Below are 18,467 nucleotides of genomic sequence, written 5' to 3'. Positions count from 1 at the left end.
GGAACATATGGCTAAATTATTAAAGTTTTTATTTAGTAGAATGGTTATTATAGGATTACTTATTATTATACAGTTAGGAATATTAACTTTTACTATATGGAAGTTATCAGAATCCTTTGTATATTTATATGTATTATTTACTGGGATAAGTATTTTTTCTGTTATTTATATATTAAGTACAAAAGATAATCCATCTTATAAATTAGCTTGGGTAATACCAGTTCTTCTCCTTCCTGTTTTTGGAGGATTATTCTATTTGATTTTTGGGTCAAGAAGAACAACTAAAAAATTCAGGGAAAGAATGATTAATATTTATAAAGAAACATCGAAATTTTTACCTCAAGATGAGGATATTATAAGGGAAATTAAGAATGAAGATAAGTCTTTTGCAAATCAAGTTAGATATTTAATTGATTATGCAGAAAGTCCTATATATAAAAATACTATAACAAGGTATTTATCCCCTGGGGAAAAATTTTTTGAAGAATTAAAGAGAGAATTAAAAACAGCTAAGAAATACATATTTATGGAATACTTTATTATTCAAGAAGGTGTTATGTGGAATAGCATACTAGAAATCTTAGAAGAAAAAGTAAAAGAAGGTGTTGATGTTAGAATTATTTATGATGATATGGGATGCCTTCAAACTCTTCCATATAAATATTATGAAAAGCTCAGAGAAAAGGGAATAAAGTGCTTAGTGTTTAATCCTTTTGTACCATTTTTATCTGTAATTATGAACAATAGAGATCATAGAAAAATTACGATTATAGATGGTCATACAGCTTTTACTGGAGGAATTAACTTAGCAGATGAATATATTAATGAAATAGTTAGATTTGGACATTGGAAAGATGCTTCTATAGTTTTAAAGGGAGAAGCAGTTTGGAATTTAACTATAATGTTTCTTCAAGCATGGGAATTTACATGCGGGGAAAAAGATGATTATGAAAAATATAGACCAGCTGTTAATTATGTTGGTGAATTTGCAAGTGATGGCTATGTTCAGCCTTATGGTGATAGTCCATTAGATAATGAAAATGTTGGCGAATTTGTTTATTTAAATATTATAAACAAAGCAAAGGATTATATTTATATAAATACACCATATTTAATAGTTGATAATGAACTAGTGACAGCTTTAACCTTGGCAGCTAAAAGTGGAGTTGATGTAATTATAGTAACTCCCCATATAGAAGATAAGTGGTATGTACACTTAGTTACTAGAGCTTATTATCCTCAATTAATAGAAGCTGGTGTAAAAATATATGAATATACACCAGGTTTTATACACTCAAAAACTTTTGTATCTGATGATAAAGTAGGAGTTGTTGGGACAATAAATATGGATTATAGAAGTCTTTATTTACACTTCGAAAATGGTGTTCTTTTATATAAAACTAAATCTGTTATGGAAATTAAAGAAGACTTTATTGAAACTTTAAAGCTTTGCCAAAGAATATCATTAGAGGATTGTCATAAGGTAAAATGGTCTAATAGATTTATAACATCTATACTAAAGGTATTTTCACCTTTAATGTAGAAATACATTATATGAATTTTATACTCAATCTGAATAATTTTATAAAAGTATGGACATTACTTTAATAGTAATTATTTGGGAGGAGTCTAAAATGAATAAGAATGTTATTTTAGAATTTTTATTTAAAAGTGAAGATAAAAAGAAAAAGGAATATACTGAAGAAGAAATAGCTATATTAAAAGATATTCAAGAAACCATACAGGAAATGGAAGTAGCTAGGGTTTTATTTAATTCAGTAAGTGATCCTAAATTAATAGAATTAGCAATTCATGAAGAAGATGTGGCTAGAACAAGATTTGATTATTTAATAGGTATAGCTAAAAAAAGAGGTTTAAGAAGAATAGAATAATAGAGTTAAAACAATAATATTATTAAGTGGAGGGGATTTGTATGGATATAAATTTAATATTATATGGTTTAATTGGACTAGTGTTACTTTATTTATTAATTAAGGTTTTAAAGTGGCCGCTTAAAATATTAATAAATGGTGTAATAGGTATAGTATTACTGTATTTAACTAATATACTAGGAGCTTATTTAGGTTTTTCCATAGCAATTAATTGGGTTACAGCCTTAATAGCAGGATTCTTAGGAGTACCGGGAGTTATATTTTTAGTAATATTTCAATTGTTTTTCTAGATTGAATTAAAATTATAAATTTACAAAAAGTAAGGTGAAATATCATTAATTGCTTAGGCAATAAGATATTTCACCTTTTATTTATGGAGTAGTTCAATAGTCTCCTTTTTTTTACGAGAGAGGGAACCAATAGTTCCCTAAAGTTTATATAGATGGGAGTTAGAAGTTTTTAAAAATTAATGAGTGAAAAGCTTCTTATAAGACTAATATATGAGCATTGAGCAAAGAGGTTACTACTATTTTAGAAATAATATGTTAAAATATTTATATATAAACCTATAAAGGAGATGATAAAAGTGCCAGCTGGAAATGGAGTAAATTGTAGCTACTGTCCTGAATACAAGAAAACTTGTAATGGAGATGATAAGGGATGCTTATGTTATAAGTGTCCAAGGCATTTAGGACAATGTATATGTGTTAAATATTGTAGGGAAACAGAATCAATATTAACATTTGAAGAATAGATTGGAGGAATATAAAATGACTGATAAAGGGAAAAAATTCTTAACGGAATTTAAGGAGTTTGCATTAAAAGGAAATGTATTAGATTTAGCTATTGGTGTTATTATTGGGGGTGCTTTTAATAAAATAGTATCTTCTTTAGTAAATGATATAATAATGCCGCCAATTGGAGCTATAACTGGAGGGGTAGACTTTAAGGACTTAGTTTATGTATTAAAACCAGGAACAACTACAACTGAAGCAGTTACTTTAAATTACGGAGCTTTTATTCAAAATGTAGTAGATTTTTTAATCATAGCGTTATCAATATTTGTATTTGTTAAAATAATTACAATATTAAACAGAAAGAAAGAAGAAGAGGCTATAGAAGAGGTTGAAAATAAGGAGCCTGAATTAACAGTAGAACAGCAATTATTAATGGAAATTAGAGATTTATTAAAAGAAAATAATAATTAGCAAATGCAGGACATCTGCATAAAATGATAATAAAACGCTTTATTTTCATTTAACAAAATAAATTTTATGGTGATAATGCAATAATGATAGAGAATATTCTAAATATTTAATAAAATAGTTGTTAATTCTATAGAAAAGTAGTAAAATTAACAATAAAAATAAGCAATAAGAATAAATAAAAAATTTTATAATGGGGGAGAGGAAATGCATAAAAAGCTATTTATTCCAGGACCAGTTGAGGTAAGACAAGACGTATTAGAGCAAATGGCTAAGCCTATGATTGGACACAGAAGCAAAGAAGCTTCTGCAATTCAAAGAAGAATCAGTGATAATTTAAGAAAACTATTTTTCACAGAAAGTGAGATACTTTTGTCAACTACTTCTGGTAGTGGACTTATGGAAGGAGCCATAAGATCGTGTACAGCAAAGAGGGCTGCTGTATTTTCCGTAGGGGCATTCGGAAAGAGATGGTATGAAATGGCTACTACTAATAATGTTCCTGCAGATATATTTGAAGTAGAAATGGGAAAAGCTATTACTCCTGAAATGGTTTATAAAGAACTTGCAACAGGAAAATATGATTTAGTTGCAGTCACACATAATGAAACATCAACTGGTGTTATGAATCCAATTGCAGAAATTGGAGAAGTAGTAAAGAAATATCCAGATGTAGTATTTATAGTAGACACTGTAAGTTCAGCAGCTGGTACTAAAATAGAAGTAGATAAATGGGGAATTGATGTATGTATAACATCTAGCCAAAAGGCATTAGGATTGCCTCCAGGATTAGCAGTATGTACATTTTCTAATAAAGCTAAAGAAAGAGCAGAAATGGTACCTAATAGAGGCTTTTATTTAGATCTTTTAGCTTTATATAAATATATTCAAAAGAAGGATTATCAATATCCTTCAACACCATCAATACCTCATATGTATGCTCTTGACTATCAACTAGACTATATACTAAACAAAGAAGGTTTAGAAAATAGATTTGCAAGGCATTTAGAAATGGCTAAGGTAGTTAGAGAATGGGCAAAGAAATACTTTGAACTATTTCCAGATGAAAATTATCTATCTAATACCTTAACTACAGTTAAAAATAATAGGGGTATAGATGTTTCTGCTTTAAATAAAGAATTAGGCAATAGGGGATTCCAAATATCTAATGGATATGGAAGCTTAAAGGATAAGACTTTTAGAATAGCTCATATGGCAGATTGTCAAATGGAAGATATTCAAGAACTTTTAAGCAATATAAATGATATTTTAGGTTTAGAATAAACTTAAAATAATTTAGGCAATAAGTATTAAATAATTAAATTGAATGTAAATATAAGGAGCTGTCTAAACAGCTAAAAGTTAAAAATGAAGAATTATTTATGTAACTTGAATTAAATTACTGAAAATATATAAATTTAGAAACTCCTGAAGGAGTTTCTTCTTTAATTTTACATTCTTCATTCTTAATTTTACATTTATTTATAGGGGGTATAAAGATGACAAAGATATTAATTAGTGATGGTCTACAAGAAAAAGCAATAAATAATCTTAGAATATTAGGTTTTGAAGTTGTGAATAAACATTATAATAAAGAAGAACTAGGAGAAGTCCTTAAAAATTATGATGCTTTAGTTATAAGATCAGCTACTAAAGTAACTAGAGAAGTTTTAGAAGTAGCTAAGGGTGGGAAATTAAAATTAATAATTAGAGCTGGAGTTGGAATAGATAATATAGATTTAATAGCAGCAAATGAATGTGGAATAGTTGTAAGAAACACTCCAAATTCTAGCTCAGATTCAGTTGCAGAACTTGCACTAGCTCATATGTTTGCAGTAGCAAGATTTGTTGGAACTTCTAATTATACAATGAGGAATGGCGAATGGAATAAAAAGAAGTATGAGGGCGTTGAATTAAGTGGAAAAACTTTAGGAATAGTAGGTATGGGCAGAATAGGAAGGTCTTTAGCTACTAAGGCTACTGCTTTAGGAATGAAAGTAGTATATAATGACGTTTTTGGTAAGGTAGAGGACTTAGAATATGAGTTTTTAGACTTAGAGAATTTATTAAAAGTTTCCGATTTCATTTCTCTTCATGTGCCTTACGATAAGAATGGTGGTTCACTAATAGGAAAAGAAGAGTTGAAATTAATGAAGGATGGATCATATTTAATAAATTGTGCAAGAGGAAAAGTAGTAGATGAAGAAGCCTTATTAGAAGCATTAGATAGTGGTAAAATTGCAGGAGCAGGAATTGATGTGTTTGCAATAGAACCAAATACTAATGAGGCATTAGTTAATCATCCAAGAGTTAGTTGTACACCTCATATTGGTGCAGCAACAATTGAAGCACAAGAAAGAATTGGAGATGAAGTAGTTTCAATTATTAAAGAATTCTTTAAGTAGGATAAATATAGGAGGAGTGTTATGGCAATAATTAGACCTTTTAAGGCTATAAGGCCTATAAATGAACTTGTTGATAAAATAGCTGCGTTACCTTATGATGTAATGGATAGTGATGAAGCTAGAGATATGGTAAAGGATAATCCATATTCATTTTTGCATGTAGACAAAGCAGAAGTAGATTTGCCTAAGGATATAGATGTATATGATGATAGGGTTTATGAGAAGGCTAAAGATAATCTTGATAAAATGATTAATGAAGGATTATATTTACAGGATAATAAACCTAATTATTATATTTATAGGCAAGTTATGAAGGGAAGAAGTCAAACTGGGCTTGTAGCTTGTGCATCAATAGATGATTATACTAATAATATAATTAAAAAGCATGAATTAACAAGAGAAGAAAAAGAAATTGACAGAATTAATCATGTATATAAATGTGAAGCTCATACTGGGCCAATCTTCTTAACTTATAGAGAGGATAAGAGAATCTCAAATATATTAAATGAATGGATTAAAAAGGAACCTCTATATGATTTTATAGCAGATGATGGTGTAGCACATACCGTTTGGATTATAGATGATGAAGATACAGTGAATAACTTACAAGAACTTTTTAAGTCAGTTAAATATTTATATATTGCAGATGGACATCATAGATCAGCTTCAGCAGTTAAGGTGGGTCATATAAAGAGAGCAGAAAAAGAAGATTATACTGGAGAAGAAGAATTTAATTACTTCTTATCTATATCATATCCAGATAGTGAATTAGAAGTATTAGATTACAATAGAACAGTTAAGGACTTAAATGGACTTTCTACAGAAGAATTTTTAGAAAAAGTAAAAGAAAAATTTGAAGTTAATGAAAGTAGTGAAAGAGTTAAACCATCTGAAAAGCATACTTTTGGAATGTACATTGATAATCAATGGTACTTACTAAAAGCGAAGGAAGGTATATTTAATCCAGAAGACCCTGTAGATAGATTAGATGTATCAATACTTCAAAATAGCTTATTAAGACCCATTCTTGGAATAGAAGATCCTAGAAAATCTAAAAGAATTAAATTTATTGGTGGGATAAGAGGCTTAAAGGAGCTTGAAAGAAGAGCTAATACAGATATGAAAGTAAGCTTTTCAATGTATCCAACAACTACAGAAGATATAATGGCAATTGCAGATAGTGGAGAAATTATGCCACCAAAATCAACTTGGTTTGAACCAAAGCCTAGAAGTGGAATATTTGTTCATAAATTTTAATTTATCTAAATTTTAGAGAATATACTAAACTTAAAGGAACTCAGTTAATCTGAGTTTCTTCTTTTTATAAATATTAAGCAATTAATAAAATATAAATATTAAAGTTCTCAAAATAAAGGGTATTTTTATAAATATTCAGAAAATAGTTCTTGAATAATATGTATTTATTATATAATCTTATATATGTATGAAAAATTAATATTTTTATGACAAATAAAGAAATATAAATTATGAGGAGTAGATTATGGTAGATTCGTTAATTAATTGGTTTACTAGCACATTAAGCTTTATGCCAAAGGAAGTTGTAGCGTTTATAATATCAATGGTACCAATTTTAGAACTAAGAGGAGGCTTAATTGCAGCTTCATTACTAGGTATTGGAGTAGTTAAAGCAATAATTATATGTATTATAGGAAATATAATTCCTATTCCATTTATTTTATTTTTTATTACCCCAATATTCAATTATATGAAAAAAACTAGCTTATTTAGACCTTTAGTTGAAAAGTTAGAACAAAAATCAATGGCAAAAAGTGACCAAATTAAAAAATATGAATTTTGGGGACTAGCATTATTTGTAGGAATACCTTTGCCAGGAACAGGCGCATGGACAGGAGCTCTTATAGCAGCACTTTTAGGAATAGATATTAAGAAAGCATCCCTATCAATTTTTGTAGGAATACTTATAGCAACAGTAATAATGACTATTATATCTTATGGTATACCATTTGCAATTCAAGCAATGGCTTAAATTAGACTTTAAGATCGTATAGTTTTATATTTACATAATTCCGAAGACTGAGGAATTATTACCTTTAGTATAGAAAGAGATAAATATTATATTACGGCGACTTGAAGCCTATGCTACGGAGCAAGGAATATAATATTTATCTCTTCTTTTTTAAATTTTTTTAATCATATTTTTTAATATTTTAGTTGAATTACTAACAGCTATAGGAATAAACTTTTCATAATCCATATGAGCACCATTATTAGCATTATCTGAAATAGATCTAATAACTACAAATGGAATATTATTTAGATAACAAACCTGTGCTATACTAGCACCTTCCATTTCACATGCCATAGCATTAAATTCTTTTTCAAACCACTTAATTTTATCCACACTTGAAATAAATTGATCCCCAGAAATTATTCTACCAGAGAAAGTATTAACTTCTTTAATCTCTTCACAAGATTCTAATGCAGCATTAACTAAAGCTTCATCACACTTAAAATCAAAAGTATCTAGTCTTGGAATTTGACCGTGAGGATCTCCAAACACTGTAGTATCCATATCATGTTGAACTAAATTAGTACCCACTACCACATCTCCAGGGTAAATATCCTTACCTATTCCACCTGCAACTCCAACATTAATTATAGAGTCTACATTAAATTCAGATATTAATATTTGTGAGCAAACAGCAGCATTTACCTTACCAATTCCACAAACAACAGCAATTATATCTTTATTTTCTAAGGTTCCTCTATAAAAAGTCATGTTGGCTTTTTTAGTTTCTTCTTTAATATCCATATCCTTTAGAAGAAGTTCTAACTCTTCAGTCATTGCACTTATAATTCCTAATACCATAAATTATCCTCCTTAAATTTATGTACACATAACTTAAATCTTTTAATATCTTATCATATTATCTACATTATTTAAATAAAATATATAATTTGATAATTTTTAATTAAGATATAGTTAAATGGTTAATATTCAAAAAATATTGTTGTTAATAGATTAATAATAGTCTAAAATAAGATATATTAAATTTAAGTATTTTTGTGAAACACAAGATATATATAAAGGAGAGAAATTAATGATACAACATCCACTATCTAGAACAGAACTTCTTGTAGGAGCTGATGGAATAGAAAAATTAAAAAATGCAAAAGTAATGGTATTTGGTGTTGGTGGGGTAGGAAGCTTTGCAGTAGAAGCTTTAACTAGAGCAGGAATAGGAACATTAATATTAGTAGACGATGATACTGTATGTATTACTAATTTAAATAGACAAATACATGCTACATATAATACAGTAAATAAAAATAAAGTTGATGTTATGAAGGAAAGAATACTTTCTATAAATAAAAATTGTAATGTTATAACTCATCAAGTTTTTGTTACACCTGAAAACTTAAGTGAATTAATTCCTGATGATGTAGATTATGTAATAGATGCTATTGATACAATAACTGCAAAGATAGCTTTAGCAGAGTATTGTTACCAAAAAGGAATTAATCTTATAGCTTCTATGGGAACAGGTAATAAATTTGATCCAACTCAATTTAAAGTAGCTGATGTATATGATACAAAAGTATGTCCTTTAGCTAAAGTTATGAGATATGAACTTAAAAGAAGAGGAGTTAAAAAACTTAAAGTAGTATATTCAGAGGAAAAACCAATGAAACCAAGTGGAGAAAAGATAATAGCACCAGAAACAGAAGATTCATTAAAAGATAGTACGAAACTTGTTAAGACTAAAAGACAAGTACCTGGTAGCATATCCTTTGTTCCTCCAGTAGCTGGAATGATTTTAGGTGGAGAAGTAGTTCAATCTATATTAGGTTTAAAATAATATATAAGTATTAAAAAGAAGTGTGAAAATAATTACTAACGTTATATTATTTTCACACTTTTTGTTTATTCTTTTCTAAACTTAGAATTTCATCTCTATAATTTTTAGGAGTTATACCAGTAACCTTTCTAAACATTTGACTAAAATATGATGAATTAGAAAATCCAACAATAGAGGCAATATCTCTAATTGAATAGTTAGTAGTTGAAAGAAGGTTTTTAGCCTCTTGTATACGTTTATTTATTGCATAATTAATTGGAGACAAACCAATTTGCTTAGTAAAGGTATGAACTAAGTGGAATTTGTTCATATAAGTTAAATTTGATAAAAAATCTAAGGTTATATTTTGAGAATAATGAGAATCTATATAGTTTTTTATTTTTATACACTCTAAGTTTAACTTTTCTCTAGATTCTTCTATAAATAACAGTGAGCTTCTACTTCTAATAATGTAGGTAATAAACATGTTTAAAATGCTTTTACATATTATTTCGTAATTAAATTCTTTATTTTCTATTTCTTTTATTAAGGTATTGAAATAATTTAAAATTACATCTTTATCCTTAGCAAAATTCATAATTTCATATAACTTAATTTGTTTATCATTATCAGTTAAACTATAGGATTCAGGAAAATTCAATAATAGATTATCTACCCCCATAACAATATATTCAAGTGGAACATCTGATAGTGAGGATTTTTCTGTGTGTAAGCAATTAGAATTAATTATAATTAAATCCCACTTGTTCACATTAACAATTTGATCGCTTAAATAAAAGGCTCCTTTTCCATCCGTAATAAAAAATATTTCTGTAAATGGATGAAAGTGAGCAGTACTATGCCAATCATTTTCAAATTTAGATTTACTAATATATAGTAGTTCATAATTAGGATTATAAGCATTCTTATTTATTAAATATCTAGTATTACTCATTTAAAACCTCCATTCTATATATTTATTCTATTATATAACAAGATATATATAAATATAATTATATTCATATCGCAATATTACTATAAAATACCGCAATAATATTATTGTGTAATTGATTTCATAAATATACAATAAGCTTATAAAATAAAGAAATAAATAAGGGGGGGGGACATGATATATGCGTAAGAAAAGTACTGTAAACAAGGTGTTTGTAGGGTTATCAGTGATGCCAGCACTTATACTCTTTATAGTATTTATGGTGATTCCAACTATAAATGTCTTTTGGATGTCACTATTTAAATGGGGCGGATTATCAAATAACAAGAAATTTGTAGGATTAAGCAATTTTACAATATTATTTAAAGACAGTAATTTCATTAAGTCCTTTCAAAACACATTATTCTTGCTGGTGATAGTAACTATAATAACTATGATTTTAGCAATAGCTTCAGCAGCAATACTAACAAAAAAAGAAACAAAGTTTAAAAATTTCTTTAGAGTGGTATTTTACTTTCCTAACATATTATCAGTAGTAGTTATTTCAGCTATATTTTCAGCTATATTAGATCCTGAAAGAGGAATAATAAACGCAAGTCTTGGCAGTTTAGGGCTAGATAACTTAAAAAGAATGTGGCTAGGAGATCAAAAGGTTGTTATCTGGTGTATAGCCATCGCAATGATATGGCAAGCTGTTGGATATTATATGGTTATGTATATGGCAAGTATGAGCAGTATTCCAGATAGTCTTTATGAAGCAGCTGATTTAGAAGGAGCCACAAGAATACAACAATTTTTCACTATTACTTTACCTTTAATATGGAATGTTATAAGAACAACTTTAACTTTCTTTATAATTAGTACAATTAATTTGAGTTTTCTTTTTGTAAAAGTTATGACATCAGGTGGACCAGATGGCTCCTCAGAAGTTTTCCTAAGTTATATGTACAAGCAAGCTTATTCTAATTCATCTTACGGATATGGTATGGCAATAGGAGTTATAATTTTCATTTTTTCCTTTGGCTTATCATTAGTAATTAGCAAAGCTACTAAGAGAGAGGTAATTGAATTCTAAGGAGGCATTAATATGGAGAAATCATATAAAAAGACATCAACAGAAAAGATAATTAAGATTTTCATTTATTTATGTTTATCTATATTTGCATTAAGTATATTAGTTCCTCTAGGGTGGGCTATATTAGCATCATTTAAGCATAAATCAGAGTTTTATGGGAATCCATGGGCTCTACCAAAAGGATTATATTTTGATAATTTTAGTAAGGCATTTGTAGATGCCAATATGGGTAATTACTTTATGAATTCAGTAATAGTGACAGTGTTAGCACTAATAATACTGTTAGTTGTTTCCATACCAGCTGCATACGTACTGTCTAGATTTGAATTTAAAAGTAAGAAAATATTAAATTTATTATTTTCAGCTGGGTTATTTATAAATGTTAACTATATTGTAGTTCCAATTTTCTTATTAGTATTAGATGGAGAAAAGTTAATTAGAAGTATTTTTGAAATTCCAACTAGTATGACCGTATTTTTAGATAGTAGGATAGTGCTTAGCATAATATATGCATCTACAGCTCTACCTTTTACTATATATCTACTTATGACATTTTTCAAATCATTACCAAAAGCCTATGAAGAGGCAGCTTATGTTGATGGTTGCAGTAATTTAAAAACGCTAATTCACGTTATAATACCAATGGCCAAGCCTAGTATAATAACTGTAATATTATTTAATTTTCTAGGATTTTGGAATGAATATATCATTGCTCTTACTATGTTACCTAATAAAGCAAAAACATTACCACTTGGATTAATAAATTTAATGCAAGTGCAAAAGACAGCTACAGATTATGGCTCCTTATATGCAGGTTTAGTAATAGTAATGATTCCAACAATAGTTTTCTATATATTAGTTCAAAAGAAATTAACAGAAGGAATGACAGTAGGCGGGATAAAAGAATAAATAAGGAGGACAATAATGAATAAAGGCAGAGTTACAATTCCAACAGATGACAATTTTTTGAAAGAGACAATGGAAATTGCAGAAAAATGGGGAGCAGATGCTATAAGAGATTGTGATGGATTTAAGCTACCAAAGGAAATAAAAGATTTAGCTAAAAAAGTGTATTCTACGTACTTTGTTACTCGTGGAGATAATAATTGGGCAGAGAAGAATCCAGAAGAATTACAACAAACTTATTTAATGACTAAATATCACTTAGCAACTTCAGATTCATTAACTGTAAACATTATGGATGGATATTTTAAGGAACAAGTAAAACCCGATACTTATCATGATATTAAGGAGTTTTGGGAAGTAATAGATAGAACTACTAATGAAGTAGTTAGTTTAGATAATTGGATATATAATGAAGAAACTCAAGAAATAACAATTAATGAAGCTAAACCTTGGCATGAATATACTGTATCATTTTTAGCATATTGTTTATGGGATCCAACACAAATGTATAACCATATAACAAACAATTGGGGTGATAAGCCTCACGAAATTCCTTTTGATGCAAGAAAACCAAAAACAAATAAATATATATTTGAAGCTATGCATAGATGGCTAGATGAACATCCAGAAGCAGATGTTGTAAGGTTCACAACTTTCTTTTACCATTTTACATTAGTATTTAATGACAGGGCAAAGGAAAAATACGTAGATTGGTTTGGTTATAGTTCAAGTGTAAGTGCAGAAGCATTAAGAGAATTTGAAAAGGTTAAAGGGTACAAGTTAAGGGCTGAAGATATTATAGATGAAGGGTACTACAATAGTTCATTTAGAGTTCCTAGTAAAAAGTTTTTAGATTATATGGATTTTCAACAAGAGTTTGTTTCAGAGAATGTAAAGAAGTTAGTAGATATCGTTCATGATAATGGAAGAGAAGCTATGATGTTTCTAGGTGATAACTGGATAGGAACAGAACCTTATGGAAAGTACTTTGAAAATATAGGTTTAGATGCAGTTGTTGGATCTGTAGGTGGTGGAGCTACTTTAAGAATGATTTCAGATATTCCAGGAGTTAAGTATACTGAAGGAAGATTTTTACCATATTTCTTTCCAGATACCTTCCATGAAGGAAATGATCCTACTATTGAAGCAAGAGATAATTGGTTAACAGCAAGACGTGCAATTATGAGGAAACCTGTAGATAGAATAGGTTATGGTGGATATTTATCACTAGCATATAAGTTCCCTAAATTTGTTGATTATATTGAAAGTGTTTGTAATGAGTTTAGAGAAATTTATGAAACTATTAATGGAAATAAACCTTACTGTGGATTAAAGGTTGCTGTATTAAATTGCTGGGGTAAATTACGTACTTGGCAAACTCATATGGTTGCTCATGCATTATGGTATAAACAAATATATACTTATTTAGGTGTAATAGAATCTCTTAGTGGTATGAGTGTAGATGTAAGCTTTATAAGCTTTGATGATATTAAAGAAAATGGAGTGCCAGAAGGCATTGACGTTATCATTAATGCTGGTGATGCAGGAACAGCCTTTAGTGGTGGTGAAAAATGGTTAGATGAAGAGATTACAACAAAGATAAGAAAATGGATATTTGAAGGTGGCGGATTTATAGGGATTGGAGAACCATCAGCTGTATTAAGTGGAGGCCATTACTTCCAATTAGCAGATGCATTTGGTATTGATAAGGAATTAGGATTCTCTTTAAGTTCAGATAAATACTTTACTAAAGAATTAGATTCCCATTTTATAACTGAAGATGTATTTGAGGAAATAGATTTTGGTGAAGGTCAAAAGAATATCTATTCATTAAGTGAAAATACAGAAATTATAAAATATACAAAGGGTGATTTGTTGATGTCAGCCAATAAATATGGAAAGGGTAGGGCTGTATATATTGCTGGACTTCCATATTCAATTCAAAATACTCGTATCTTAACTAGAGCTTGCTACTATGCAGCTAATAAGGAAGAAGAAATGAAGAAGTGGTATGCTGATAATCCATACTGCGAAGTTTCAGCTTATTTAGAGTCAAATAGATATTCTGTAATTAATAATTCAAATAAAAAGCAAGTATCTAATATTTATGATGGAGAAGGTAAGTTAATGACTTTAGAGCTAGCTCCAACTGAAATAAAGTGGATTGATATTAATTAGTATTTATTTCAAAGGAGGATTAATAATGTTAAAAAATATAATTTTAACTATATTGTTCTTTGTATCTTTGCTTTTGGTTATAAAGGGTAATTCAATTACAGGATACTTTGGGTTAAGTATCATGTTTATTGGTATGGCTGGGGTAATATTTGAGCTTTATATTTATAATAAAAAATATCAGTGATTTAAGTATAGTGATATCTAAGCAATATAAATAAAATATTAAGCAAAAATCTTATATTATTAACGTTTACAGGAGCTTAAAATTAACTTATAAACAGTATTTGTTTTTATTAAAAATTTAGGTATAAATATAAAAGGGTTTATTGAAAAGGGAGGAAATATAATGAAAAAAAGAACGTTAGCTTTAATACTAAGTTCAATTATGGCAATGACTACTTTAGTGGGTTGTGGTTCAAAAGAAAAAGATTCAACTAACACAGGAAAAGAAACTAAGACATTAAAAATAGCAGCTTTTGAAGGCGGCTATGGAAAAGTTTATTGGGAAAAATTAAAAGAAAACTTTGAGAAGCAACATGAAGGAGTAACAGTAGAATTAACAGTTGCTTCAAATATTGAAGAAGTTATCCGTCCTCAAATTCAAGCAGGAAATGTACCAGATTTTATTTACCTAGCAACTGGAAGACCTGATGCCTTAACAGAAACATTTACTAAAGAGCAAGGATTACATGATTTAAGTAATGTGCTATCTATGAAGGTACCAGGAGAAAATGTAACAGTTAAGGATAAAATATTACCAGGATTTATTGATAGTTATGCAACTAATCCATATGCTGATGGTAAAACTTATTTATTACCTTTATTTTACAGTCCGACAGGAATGTTCTATAATAAAACTTTATTTAAGGACAAGGGATATGAACTTCCAACAACTTGGGATGAAATGTTTGCCTTAGGAGATAAGGCAAAGGCTGATGGAATATCATTATGGTCATACCCAACAGCAGGATATCTTGATTGTATGATTCCTCCTATGCTTGCAGCAGCTGGTGGCACAAAGGCTTTCGATGATGCAATGAATTACGCAGAAGGCTTCTGGATGTCAGAACCTGCTACAAAGACTTTAGAGACTATTGGAAAACTTAAAGATTACTTAGAACCAACAGTAGTAGCCAATGCTAATAATCAAGGATTTAAAAATAATCAGCAATTGATTTTAGATAACAAAGTATTATTTATACCTAATGGAAACTGGTTACCAGGAGAAATGAAGGATGCTCCAAGAGCAGAAGGCTTTGAATGGGGATTTATGCCTTATCCAGCATTTACAAAGGGTGGAGATCAATATGCTGTAAGTTTTATTGAGCAAATGTACATTCCAAAGGATGCTAAAAATATAGAGTTAGCAGAAGAATTTATGGCTTATATGTATAGTGATGAAGCTGTTAAGATTATTGCAGAAAATGCTAAGGGTGTTGTTCCAGTTAAAGGTTCTATGGAAATTGCAACTGAATATTTAGAGCCATTACAAGTTGAATTATTAAAGATGTATGATAATGGAGCTAAAGCATTAATAGGAGTATTTGCAGCAACTAATCCAGTAGAGGGATTAAAATATTCAGATGTTTATGTTGGAACAGTTGATTCTGTAATGACTGGAGATAAAACAGTTAAGGATTGGCAAACTGCTTTACAAGAAGCTACTGATAAGATGAGAGAAAACTTAATTAAATAATATAAAAAATAGAGGCTTCGTAGCCTCTATTTTTATAATTTTATATGACAATAGCCATTTGGATTTTTCTTTAAATATTTTTGATGATATTCTTCAGCTTTATAATAGTTAACTAAAGGAACTACTTCTGTAACTATTTTTTTATCATAATTTTTTTGGTTCTTTTCTTTGCTTTTCAATATTGTGTCTAAGTCACTTTCATCTAAATAAAATATTCCTGTTCTATATTGACTACCAACATCAGGACCTTGTCTATTTAAAGCAGTTGGGTCTACTATTGACCAATATTCTTTTAATAAGTTTTCTAATGATAAAATATTTTCATCATATTCAACTAAGCAAGCTTCAGCAAAATAAGTATTTTTATAGCAAACATCTTCATAAGTTGGATTTTCAGTTCTTCCATTAGCATACCCAACTTCTGTAGAAACAACTCCATTTAGTCTAGACAGGAATTCTTCAACGCCCCAAAAACATCCACCAGCTAAAACTATCCTTTTCATTTTATCACTCTCCTCACTATATTGTTTATTATTTATCTTATATTATACATCTTAAATACCAATTAAACATAACTATTTAAATAATATATTGATATTTATATCATCACCAATAATTTGTTTAAACAAATTAGTAAGAGAGATTTTAGAATTATAAATAGCTTGGTCATATATATCTTTTTCATTAAGAGTTTCTTCAAAACTTTTATATACTTCTTCTTGAATTTCCTCGAATTCTTCTGATGTAAGTGTTATTTCTCCAAATCTTAAGAAACCATTTGTAGAATCTTCATAAGTAGTTTTTTCTCTTATGATATCTATGGTAAATATTTGAGGATTAGAAACAGTAATAGTTAAATTACTCTCATCTAAGCTTATATCTTCTTTTTTTAATTTAGATAAATCAATATAAAAGGAACAATTAGCATAAAATTTTATTCTCTTGTATTTTTGAAATACTTCTAAGCTGCCCCAACTTTTATCGATAGTTATAAACTTAGAGAGCTCTACCTCCAATGGGATTATTTTGCTTGTACTTTTTATTTCATTAATTAAGCTTTCTTCAGTAGTTATGTTCAAAGGTTTATTTTCACTTTGATTCTTTATTGCACTAAGTTTAATGATAAAAGTTATAGATATAATAAATATTAATATAAAAAGTAAAAACTTTATGGCTTTTTTTATTCTCTTTAAGGTCTTTGAAATCCTCATAAAATCTCCTAAATAACATAGTAATAATACTAAGTATATGAGAACTTATTTATAATAATGAAATAACTGATTATTATATTTGGATTAATTAGTCTAATATAAAATATTGTGTAAATTATATTTTTTTCGTTATAATAGATATAATAGTGAATAGATTCAACTTAGGAGATAGTATTATGAATGAAAACAAGGAAATAAACATAGAATTAGTTAAGGGAAGTCTTAATGATTATAAAATCAAGGATAGAACTAATATTTTTATAGGAAGGTTTACTATAGTTGAACTAGATAAGGATAATAAAAGGTGTAATATTAAATTAAAGTTCTTTAAAGAAAATAAACAGGTTTTATTAAGAGAAACTATATTATGTATATTAAGAACAATTTTTAAGGATGGTACAATTTATAAAGCTAATATCTTAGTAGATGAAAATATAGATTATAAAGTTTTTTTAGATTTAGGTTTTACTTTAGAAGGTATATTTACAGAAAATATATTTTCAAATGGAGTATTTCTAGATGAATTAAGCTTTGGAATCAATAGAAGTGAATTTAATAGTAAACAAAGAAATTATATTGTTAATTTAAAAGGAAAGAGAATAACTTTAAGAAGCTTTACTCCTGATTGTGCAGAGGAATTATTAGATTATTATATAAGAAATAAGGAGCATTTAAGTTATTATGAGCCTACAAGAGAAAATAGTTTTTATACTGTTGAAACGCAGAGAGATATACTTCTTGAAAGTTATAAAAATCTTATGAATGGCACTGGAATTGATTTAGGTATTTATAAAGATAATAAGTTAATAGGTAAGATTAAAATATCTAATATAGTATATGGTGTATTTAAAAGTGGAATTGTTGGATATTCCTTAGATAAGGATTTTCAAGGAGAAGGGTATATGACAGAGGCTCTAACTCTAGTATTAAAGTATGCAGAAACAGAATTAGAACTTCATAGAATAGAAGCATCAGTTTTAATTGATAATGATAGATCTAGATCTGTTCTAACGAAATGTGGCTTTAAAGAAATAGGACTAAATGAAAAATATTTATTTATAAATGGTTATTGGAGAGATCATATAACATTCTATAGGATATTAGAGAAATTTTAGTTAGGGTAGAG

General features: G+C 28.3%; 20 protein-coding genes. 16 read left to right on the top strand and 4 right to left on the bottom strand.

The annotated features are described in order from the left end of the window. The first annotated feature begins 7 nt into the window (after positions 1–7). From cls to ACFYH6_RS17355, 9 genes are all read left to right on the top strand, one after another. Positions 8–1,543, top strand: coding sequence for a cardiolipin synthase (cls, locus tag ACFYH6_RS17395; protein ID WP_416180211.1), 1,536 nt, complete (start codon positions 8–10; stop codon positions 1,541–1,543). Positions 1,544–1,634: 91 nt separating this feature from the next. After that, positions 1,635–1,892, top strand: coding sequence for a DUF2508 family protein (locus ACFYH6_RS17390; RefSeq protein ID WP_316341994.1), 258 nt, complete (start codon positions 1,635–1,637; stop codon positions 1,890–1,892). A gap of 41 nt (positions 1,893–1,933) precedes the next feature. Then, on the top strand, positions 1,934–2,182 hold the full coding sequence (locus tag ACFYH6_RS17385; protein WP_316341995.1) for a pro-sigmaK processing inhibitor BofA family protein: 249 nt from the start codon (positions 1,934–1,936) through the stop codon (positions 2,180–2,182). A 296-nt stretch (positions 2,183–2,478) separates the two neighbouring features. Next, a complete protein-coding gene (locus tag ACFYH6_RS17380) occupies positions 2,479–2,646 on the top strand; it encodes a hypothetical protein (RefSeq protein ID WP_316341996.1) in 168 nt (55 codons plus the stop codon). Between the two features lie 16 nt (positions 2,647–2,662). Further along, positions 2,663–3,100 carry a large-conductance mechanosensitive channel protein MscL gene (mscL, locus tag ACFYH6_RS17375; protein WP_416180210.1) on the top strand — a complete coding sequence of 146 codons (438 nt, stop codon included), beginning with the start codon at positions 2,663–2,665 and terminating at the stop codon, positions 3,098–3,100. A 204-nt stretch (positions 3,101–3,304) separates the two neighbouring features. Next, positions 3,305–4,381, top strand: coding sequence for a pyridoxal-phosphate-dependent aminotransferase family protein (locus ACFYH6_RS17370; protein WP_416180209.1), 1,077 nt, complete (start codon positions 3,305–3,307; stop codon positions 4,379–4,381). Positions 4,382–4,596: 215 nt separating this feature from the next. Further along, positions 4,597–5,502 (top strand): D-2-hydroxyacid dehydrogenase, encoded by a 906-nt coding sequence (locus ACFYH6_RS17365; RefSeq protein WP_416180208.1) that lies wholly within the window; start codon positions 4,597–4,599, stop codon positions 5,500–5,502. A 21-nt stretch (positions 5,503–5,523) separates the two neighbouring features. Continuing rightward, positions 5,524–6,759, top strand: a complete 1,236-nt coding sequence (locus ACFYH6_RS17360; RefSeq protein WP_316342000.1) for a DUF1015 domain-containing protein — start codon at positions 5,524–5,526, stop codon at positions 6,757–6,759. Positions 6,760–7,003: 244 nt separating this feature from the next. Then, a complete protein-coding gene (locus tag ACFYH6_RS17355; RefSeq protein ID WP_316342001.1) occupies positions 7,004–7,510 on the top strand; it encodes a small multi-drug export protein in 507 nt (168 codons plus the stop codon). Positions 7,511–7,660: 150 nt separating this feature from the next. Here ACFYH6_RS17355 and ACFYH6_RS17350 read toward each other — a convergent pair whose 3' ends face one another. Continuing rightward, entirely contained in the window at positions 7,661–8,353 is a 693-nt protein-coding gene (locus ACFYH6_RS17350; RefSeq protein ID WP_416180207.1) for a 5'-methylthioadenosine/adenosylhomocysteine nucleosidase, read from the bottom strand. Positions 8,354–8,585: 232 nt separating this feature from the next. Here ACFYH6_RS17350 and ACFYH6_RS17345 point away from each other — a divergent pair, with 232 nt between their 5' ends. After that, positions 8,586–9,344, top strand: a complete 759-nt coding sequence (locus tag ACFYH6_RS17345; RefSeq protein ID WP_416180206.1) for a ThiF family adenylyltransferase — start codon at positions 8,586–8,588, stop codon at positions 9,342–9,344. Between the two features lie 52 nt (positions 9,345–9,396). On the opposite strand, the gene ACFYH6_RS17340 is transcribed toward ACFYH6_RS17345, so the two are convergent. Continuing rightward, complete coding sequence (locus tag ACFYH6_RS17340) at positions 9,397–10,278, bottom strand: AraC family transcriptional regulator (RefSeq protein ID WP_316342004.1); 882 nt, start codon at positions 10,276–10,278, stop codon at positions 9,397–9,399. A gap of 178 nt (positions 10,279–10,456) precedes the next feature. Between ACFYH6_RS17340 and ACFYH6_RS17335 the strand changes: the two genes are divergently transcribed. From ACFYH6_RS17335 to ACFYH6_RS17315, 5 genes are all read left to right on the top strand, one after another. Further along, complete coding sequence (locus tag ACFYH6_RS17335; RefSeq protein WP_316342005.1) at positions 10,457–11,350, top strand: sugar ABC transporter permease; 894 nt, start codon at positions 10,457–10,459, stop codon at positions 11,348–11,350. A gap of 12 nt (positions 11,351–11,362) precedes the next feature. Further along, positions 11,363–12,259, top strand: coding sequence for a carbohydrate ABC transporter permease (locus ACFYH6_RS17330; protein ID WP_316342006.1), 897 nt, complete (start codon positions 11,363–11,365; stop codon positions 12,257–12,259). 15 nt (positions 12,260–12,274) lie between these two features. Continuing rightward, positions 12,275–14,434: a 1,3-beta-galactosyl-N-acetylhexosamine phosphorylase gene (gnpA, locus tag ACFYH6_RS17325; RefSeq protein WP_416180205.1), complete on the top strand. Its 2,160-nt coding sequence runs from the start codon at positions 12,275–12,277 to the stop codon at positions 14,432–14,434. 25 nt (positions 14,435–14,459) lie between these two features. Continuing rightward, positions 14,460–14,618, top strand: a complete 159-nt coding sequence (locus ACFYH6_RS17320) for a DUF6903 family protein (protein ID WP_316342008.1) — start codon at positions 14,460–14,462, stop codon at positions 14,616–14,618. Positions 14,619–14,780: 162 nt separating this feature from the next. After that, complete coding sequence (locus ACFYH6_RS17315) at positions 14,781–16,130, top strand: carbohydrate ABC transporter substrate-binding protein (protein WP_316342009.1); 1,350 nt, start codon at positions 14,781–14,783, stop codon at positions 16,128–16,130. A 32-nt stretch (positions 16,131–16,162) separates the two neighbouring features. Here ACFYH6_RS17315 and msrA read toward each other — a convergent pair whose 3' ends face one another. Both msrA and ACFYH6_RS17305 read right to left on the bottom strand, forming a co-directional pair. Further along, positions 16,163–16,633, bottom strand: a complete 471-nt coding sequence (msrA, locus tag ACFYH6_RS17310) for a peptide-methionine (S)-S-oxide reductase MsrA (protein WP_316342010.1) — start codon at positions 16,631–16,633, stop codon at positions 16,163–16,165. Between the two features lie 72 nt (positions 16,634–16,705). Then, entirely contained in the window at positions 16,706–17,341 is a 636-nt protein-coding gene (locus ACFYH6_RS17305) for a DUF4230 domain-containing protein (RefSeq protein ID WP_316342011.1), read from the bottom strand. Between the two features lie 176 nt (positions 17,342–17,517). On the opposite strand from ACFYH6_RS17305, the gene ACFYH6_RS17300 reads away from it, so the two are divergent. Then, entirely contained in the window at positions 17,518–18,456 is a 939-nt protein-coding gene (locus tag ACFYH6_RS17300) for a GNAT family N-acetyltransferase (RefSeq protein ID WP_416180204.1), read from the top strand. Positions 18,457–18,467: the final 11 nt, after the last annotated feature.

This window comes from Clostridium sp. HCS.1, assembly GCF_047900555.1.
In the GTDB taxonomy this organism is placed as follows: Bacteria; Bacillota; Clostridia; order Clostridiales; family Clostridiaceae; genus Clostridium.
Note: the sequence above shows the minus strand (reverse complement) of the source record. Positions and strands in the feature narration are given on the sequence as shown.

What these genes read in the sequence shown, in the direction of transcription:
- mscL (WP_416180210.1), top strand. Translation starts at nt 2,663, where the DNA reads ATGACTGATAAAGGGAAAAAATTCTTAACGGAATTTAAGGAGTTTGCA.
- ACFYH6_RS17315 (WP_316342009.1), top strand. Translation starts at nt 14,781, where the DNA reads ATGAAAAAAAGAACGTTAGCTTTAATACTAAGTTCAATTATGGCAATG.
- ACFYH6_RS17360 (WP_316342000.1), top strand. Translation starts at nt 5,524, where the DNA reads ATGGCAATAATTAGACCTTTTAAGGCTATAAGGCCTATAAATGAACTT.
- cls (WP_416180211.1), top strand. Translation starts at nt 8, where the DNA reads ATGGCTAAATTATTAAAGTTTTTATTTAGTAGAATGGTTATTATAGGA.
- ACFYH6_RS17335 (WP_316342005.1), top strand. Translation starts at nt 10,457, where the DNA reads ATGCGTAAGAAAAGTACTGTAAACAAGGTGTTTGTAGGGTTATCAGTG.
- ACFYH6_RS17330 (WP_316342006.1), top strand. Translation starts at nt 11,363, where the DNA reads ATGGAGAAATCATATAAAAAGACATCAACAGAAAAGATAATTAAGATT.
- msrA (WP_316342010.1), bottom strand. Translation starts at nt 16,633, where the DNA reads ATGAAAAGGATAGTTTTAGCTGGTGGATGTTTTTGGGGCGTTGAAGAA.
- ACFYH6_RS17355 (WP_316342001.1), top strand. Translation starts at nt 7,004, where the DNA reads ATGGTAGATTCGTTAATTAATTGGTTTACTAGCACATTAAGCTTTATG.
- ACFYH6_RS17370 (WP_416180209.1), top strand. Translation starts at nt 3,305, where the DNA reads ATGCATAAAAAGCTATTTATTCCAGGACCAGTTGAGGTAAGACAAGAC.
- ACFYH6_RS17300 (WP_416180204.1), top strand. Translation starts at nt 17,518, where the DNA reads ATGAATGAAAACAAGGAAATAAACATAGAATTAGTTAAGGGAAGTCTT.
- ACFYH6_RS17385 (WP_316341995.1), top strand. Translation starts at nt 1,934, where the DNA reads ATGGATATAAATTTAATATTATATGGTTTAATTGGACTAGTGTTACTT.
- ACFYH6_RS17305 (WP_316342011.1), bottom strand. Translation starts at nt 17,341, where the DNA reads ATGAGGATTTCAAAGACCTTAAAGAGAATAAAAAAAGCCATAAAGTTT.
- ACFYH6_RS17340 (WP_316342004.1), bottom strand. Translation starts at nt 10,278, where the DNA reads ATGAGTAATACTAGATATTTAATAAATAAGAATGCTTATAATCCTAAT.
- ACFYH6_RS17345 (WP_416180206.1), top strand. Translation starts at nt 8,586, where the DNA reads ATGATACAACATCCACTATCTAGAACAGAACTTCTTGTAGGAGCTGAT.
- ACFYH6_RS17350 (WP_416180207.1), bottom strand. Translation starts at nt 8,353, where the DNA reads ATGGTATTAGGAATTATAAGTGCAATGACTGAAGAGTTAGAACTTCTT.
- ACFYH6_RS17365 (WP_416180208.1), top strand. Translation starts at nt 4,597, where the DNA reads ATGACAAAGATATTAATTAGTGATGGTCTACAAGAAAAAGCAATAAAT.
- ACFYH6_RS17390 (WP_316341994.1), top strand. Translation starts at nt 1,635, where the DNA reads ATGAATAAGAATGTTATTTTAGAATTTTTATTTAAAAGTGAAGATAAA.
- gnpA (WP_416180205.1), top strand. Translation starts at nt 12,275, where the DNA reads ATGAATAAAGGCAGAGTTACAATTCCAACAGATGACAATTTTTTGAAA.
- ACFYH6_RS17320 (WP_316342008.1), top strand. Translation starts at nt 14,460, where the DNA reads ATGTTAAAAAATATAATTTTAACTATATTGTTCTTTGTATCTTTGCTT.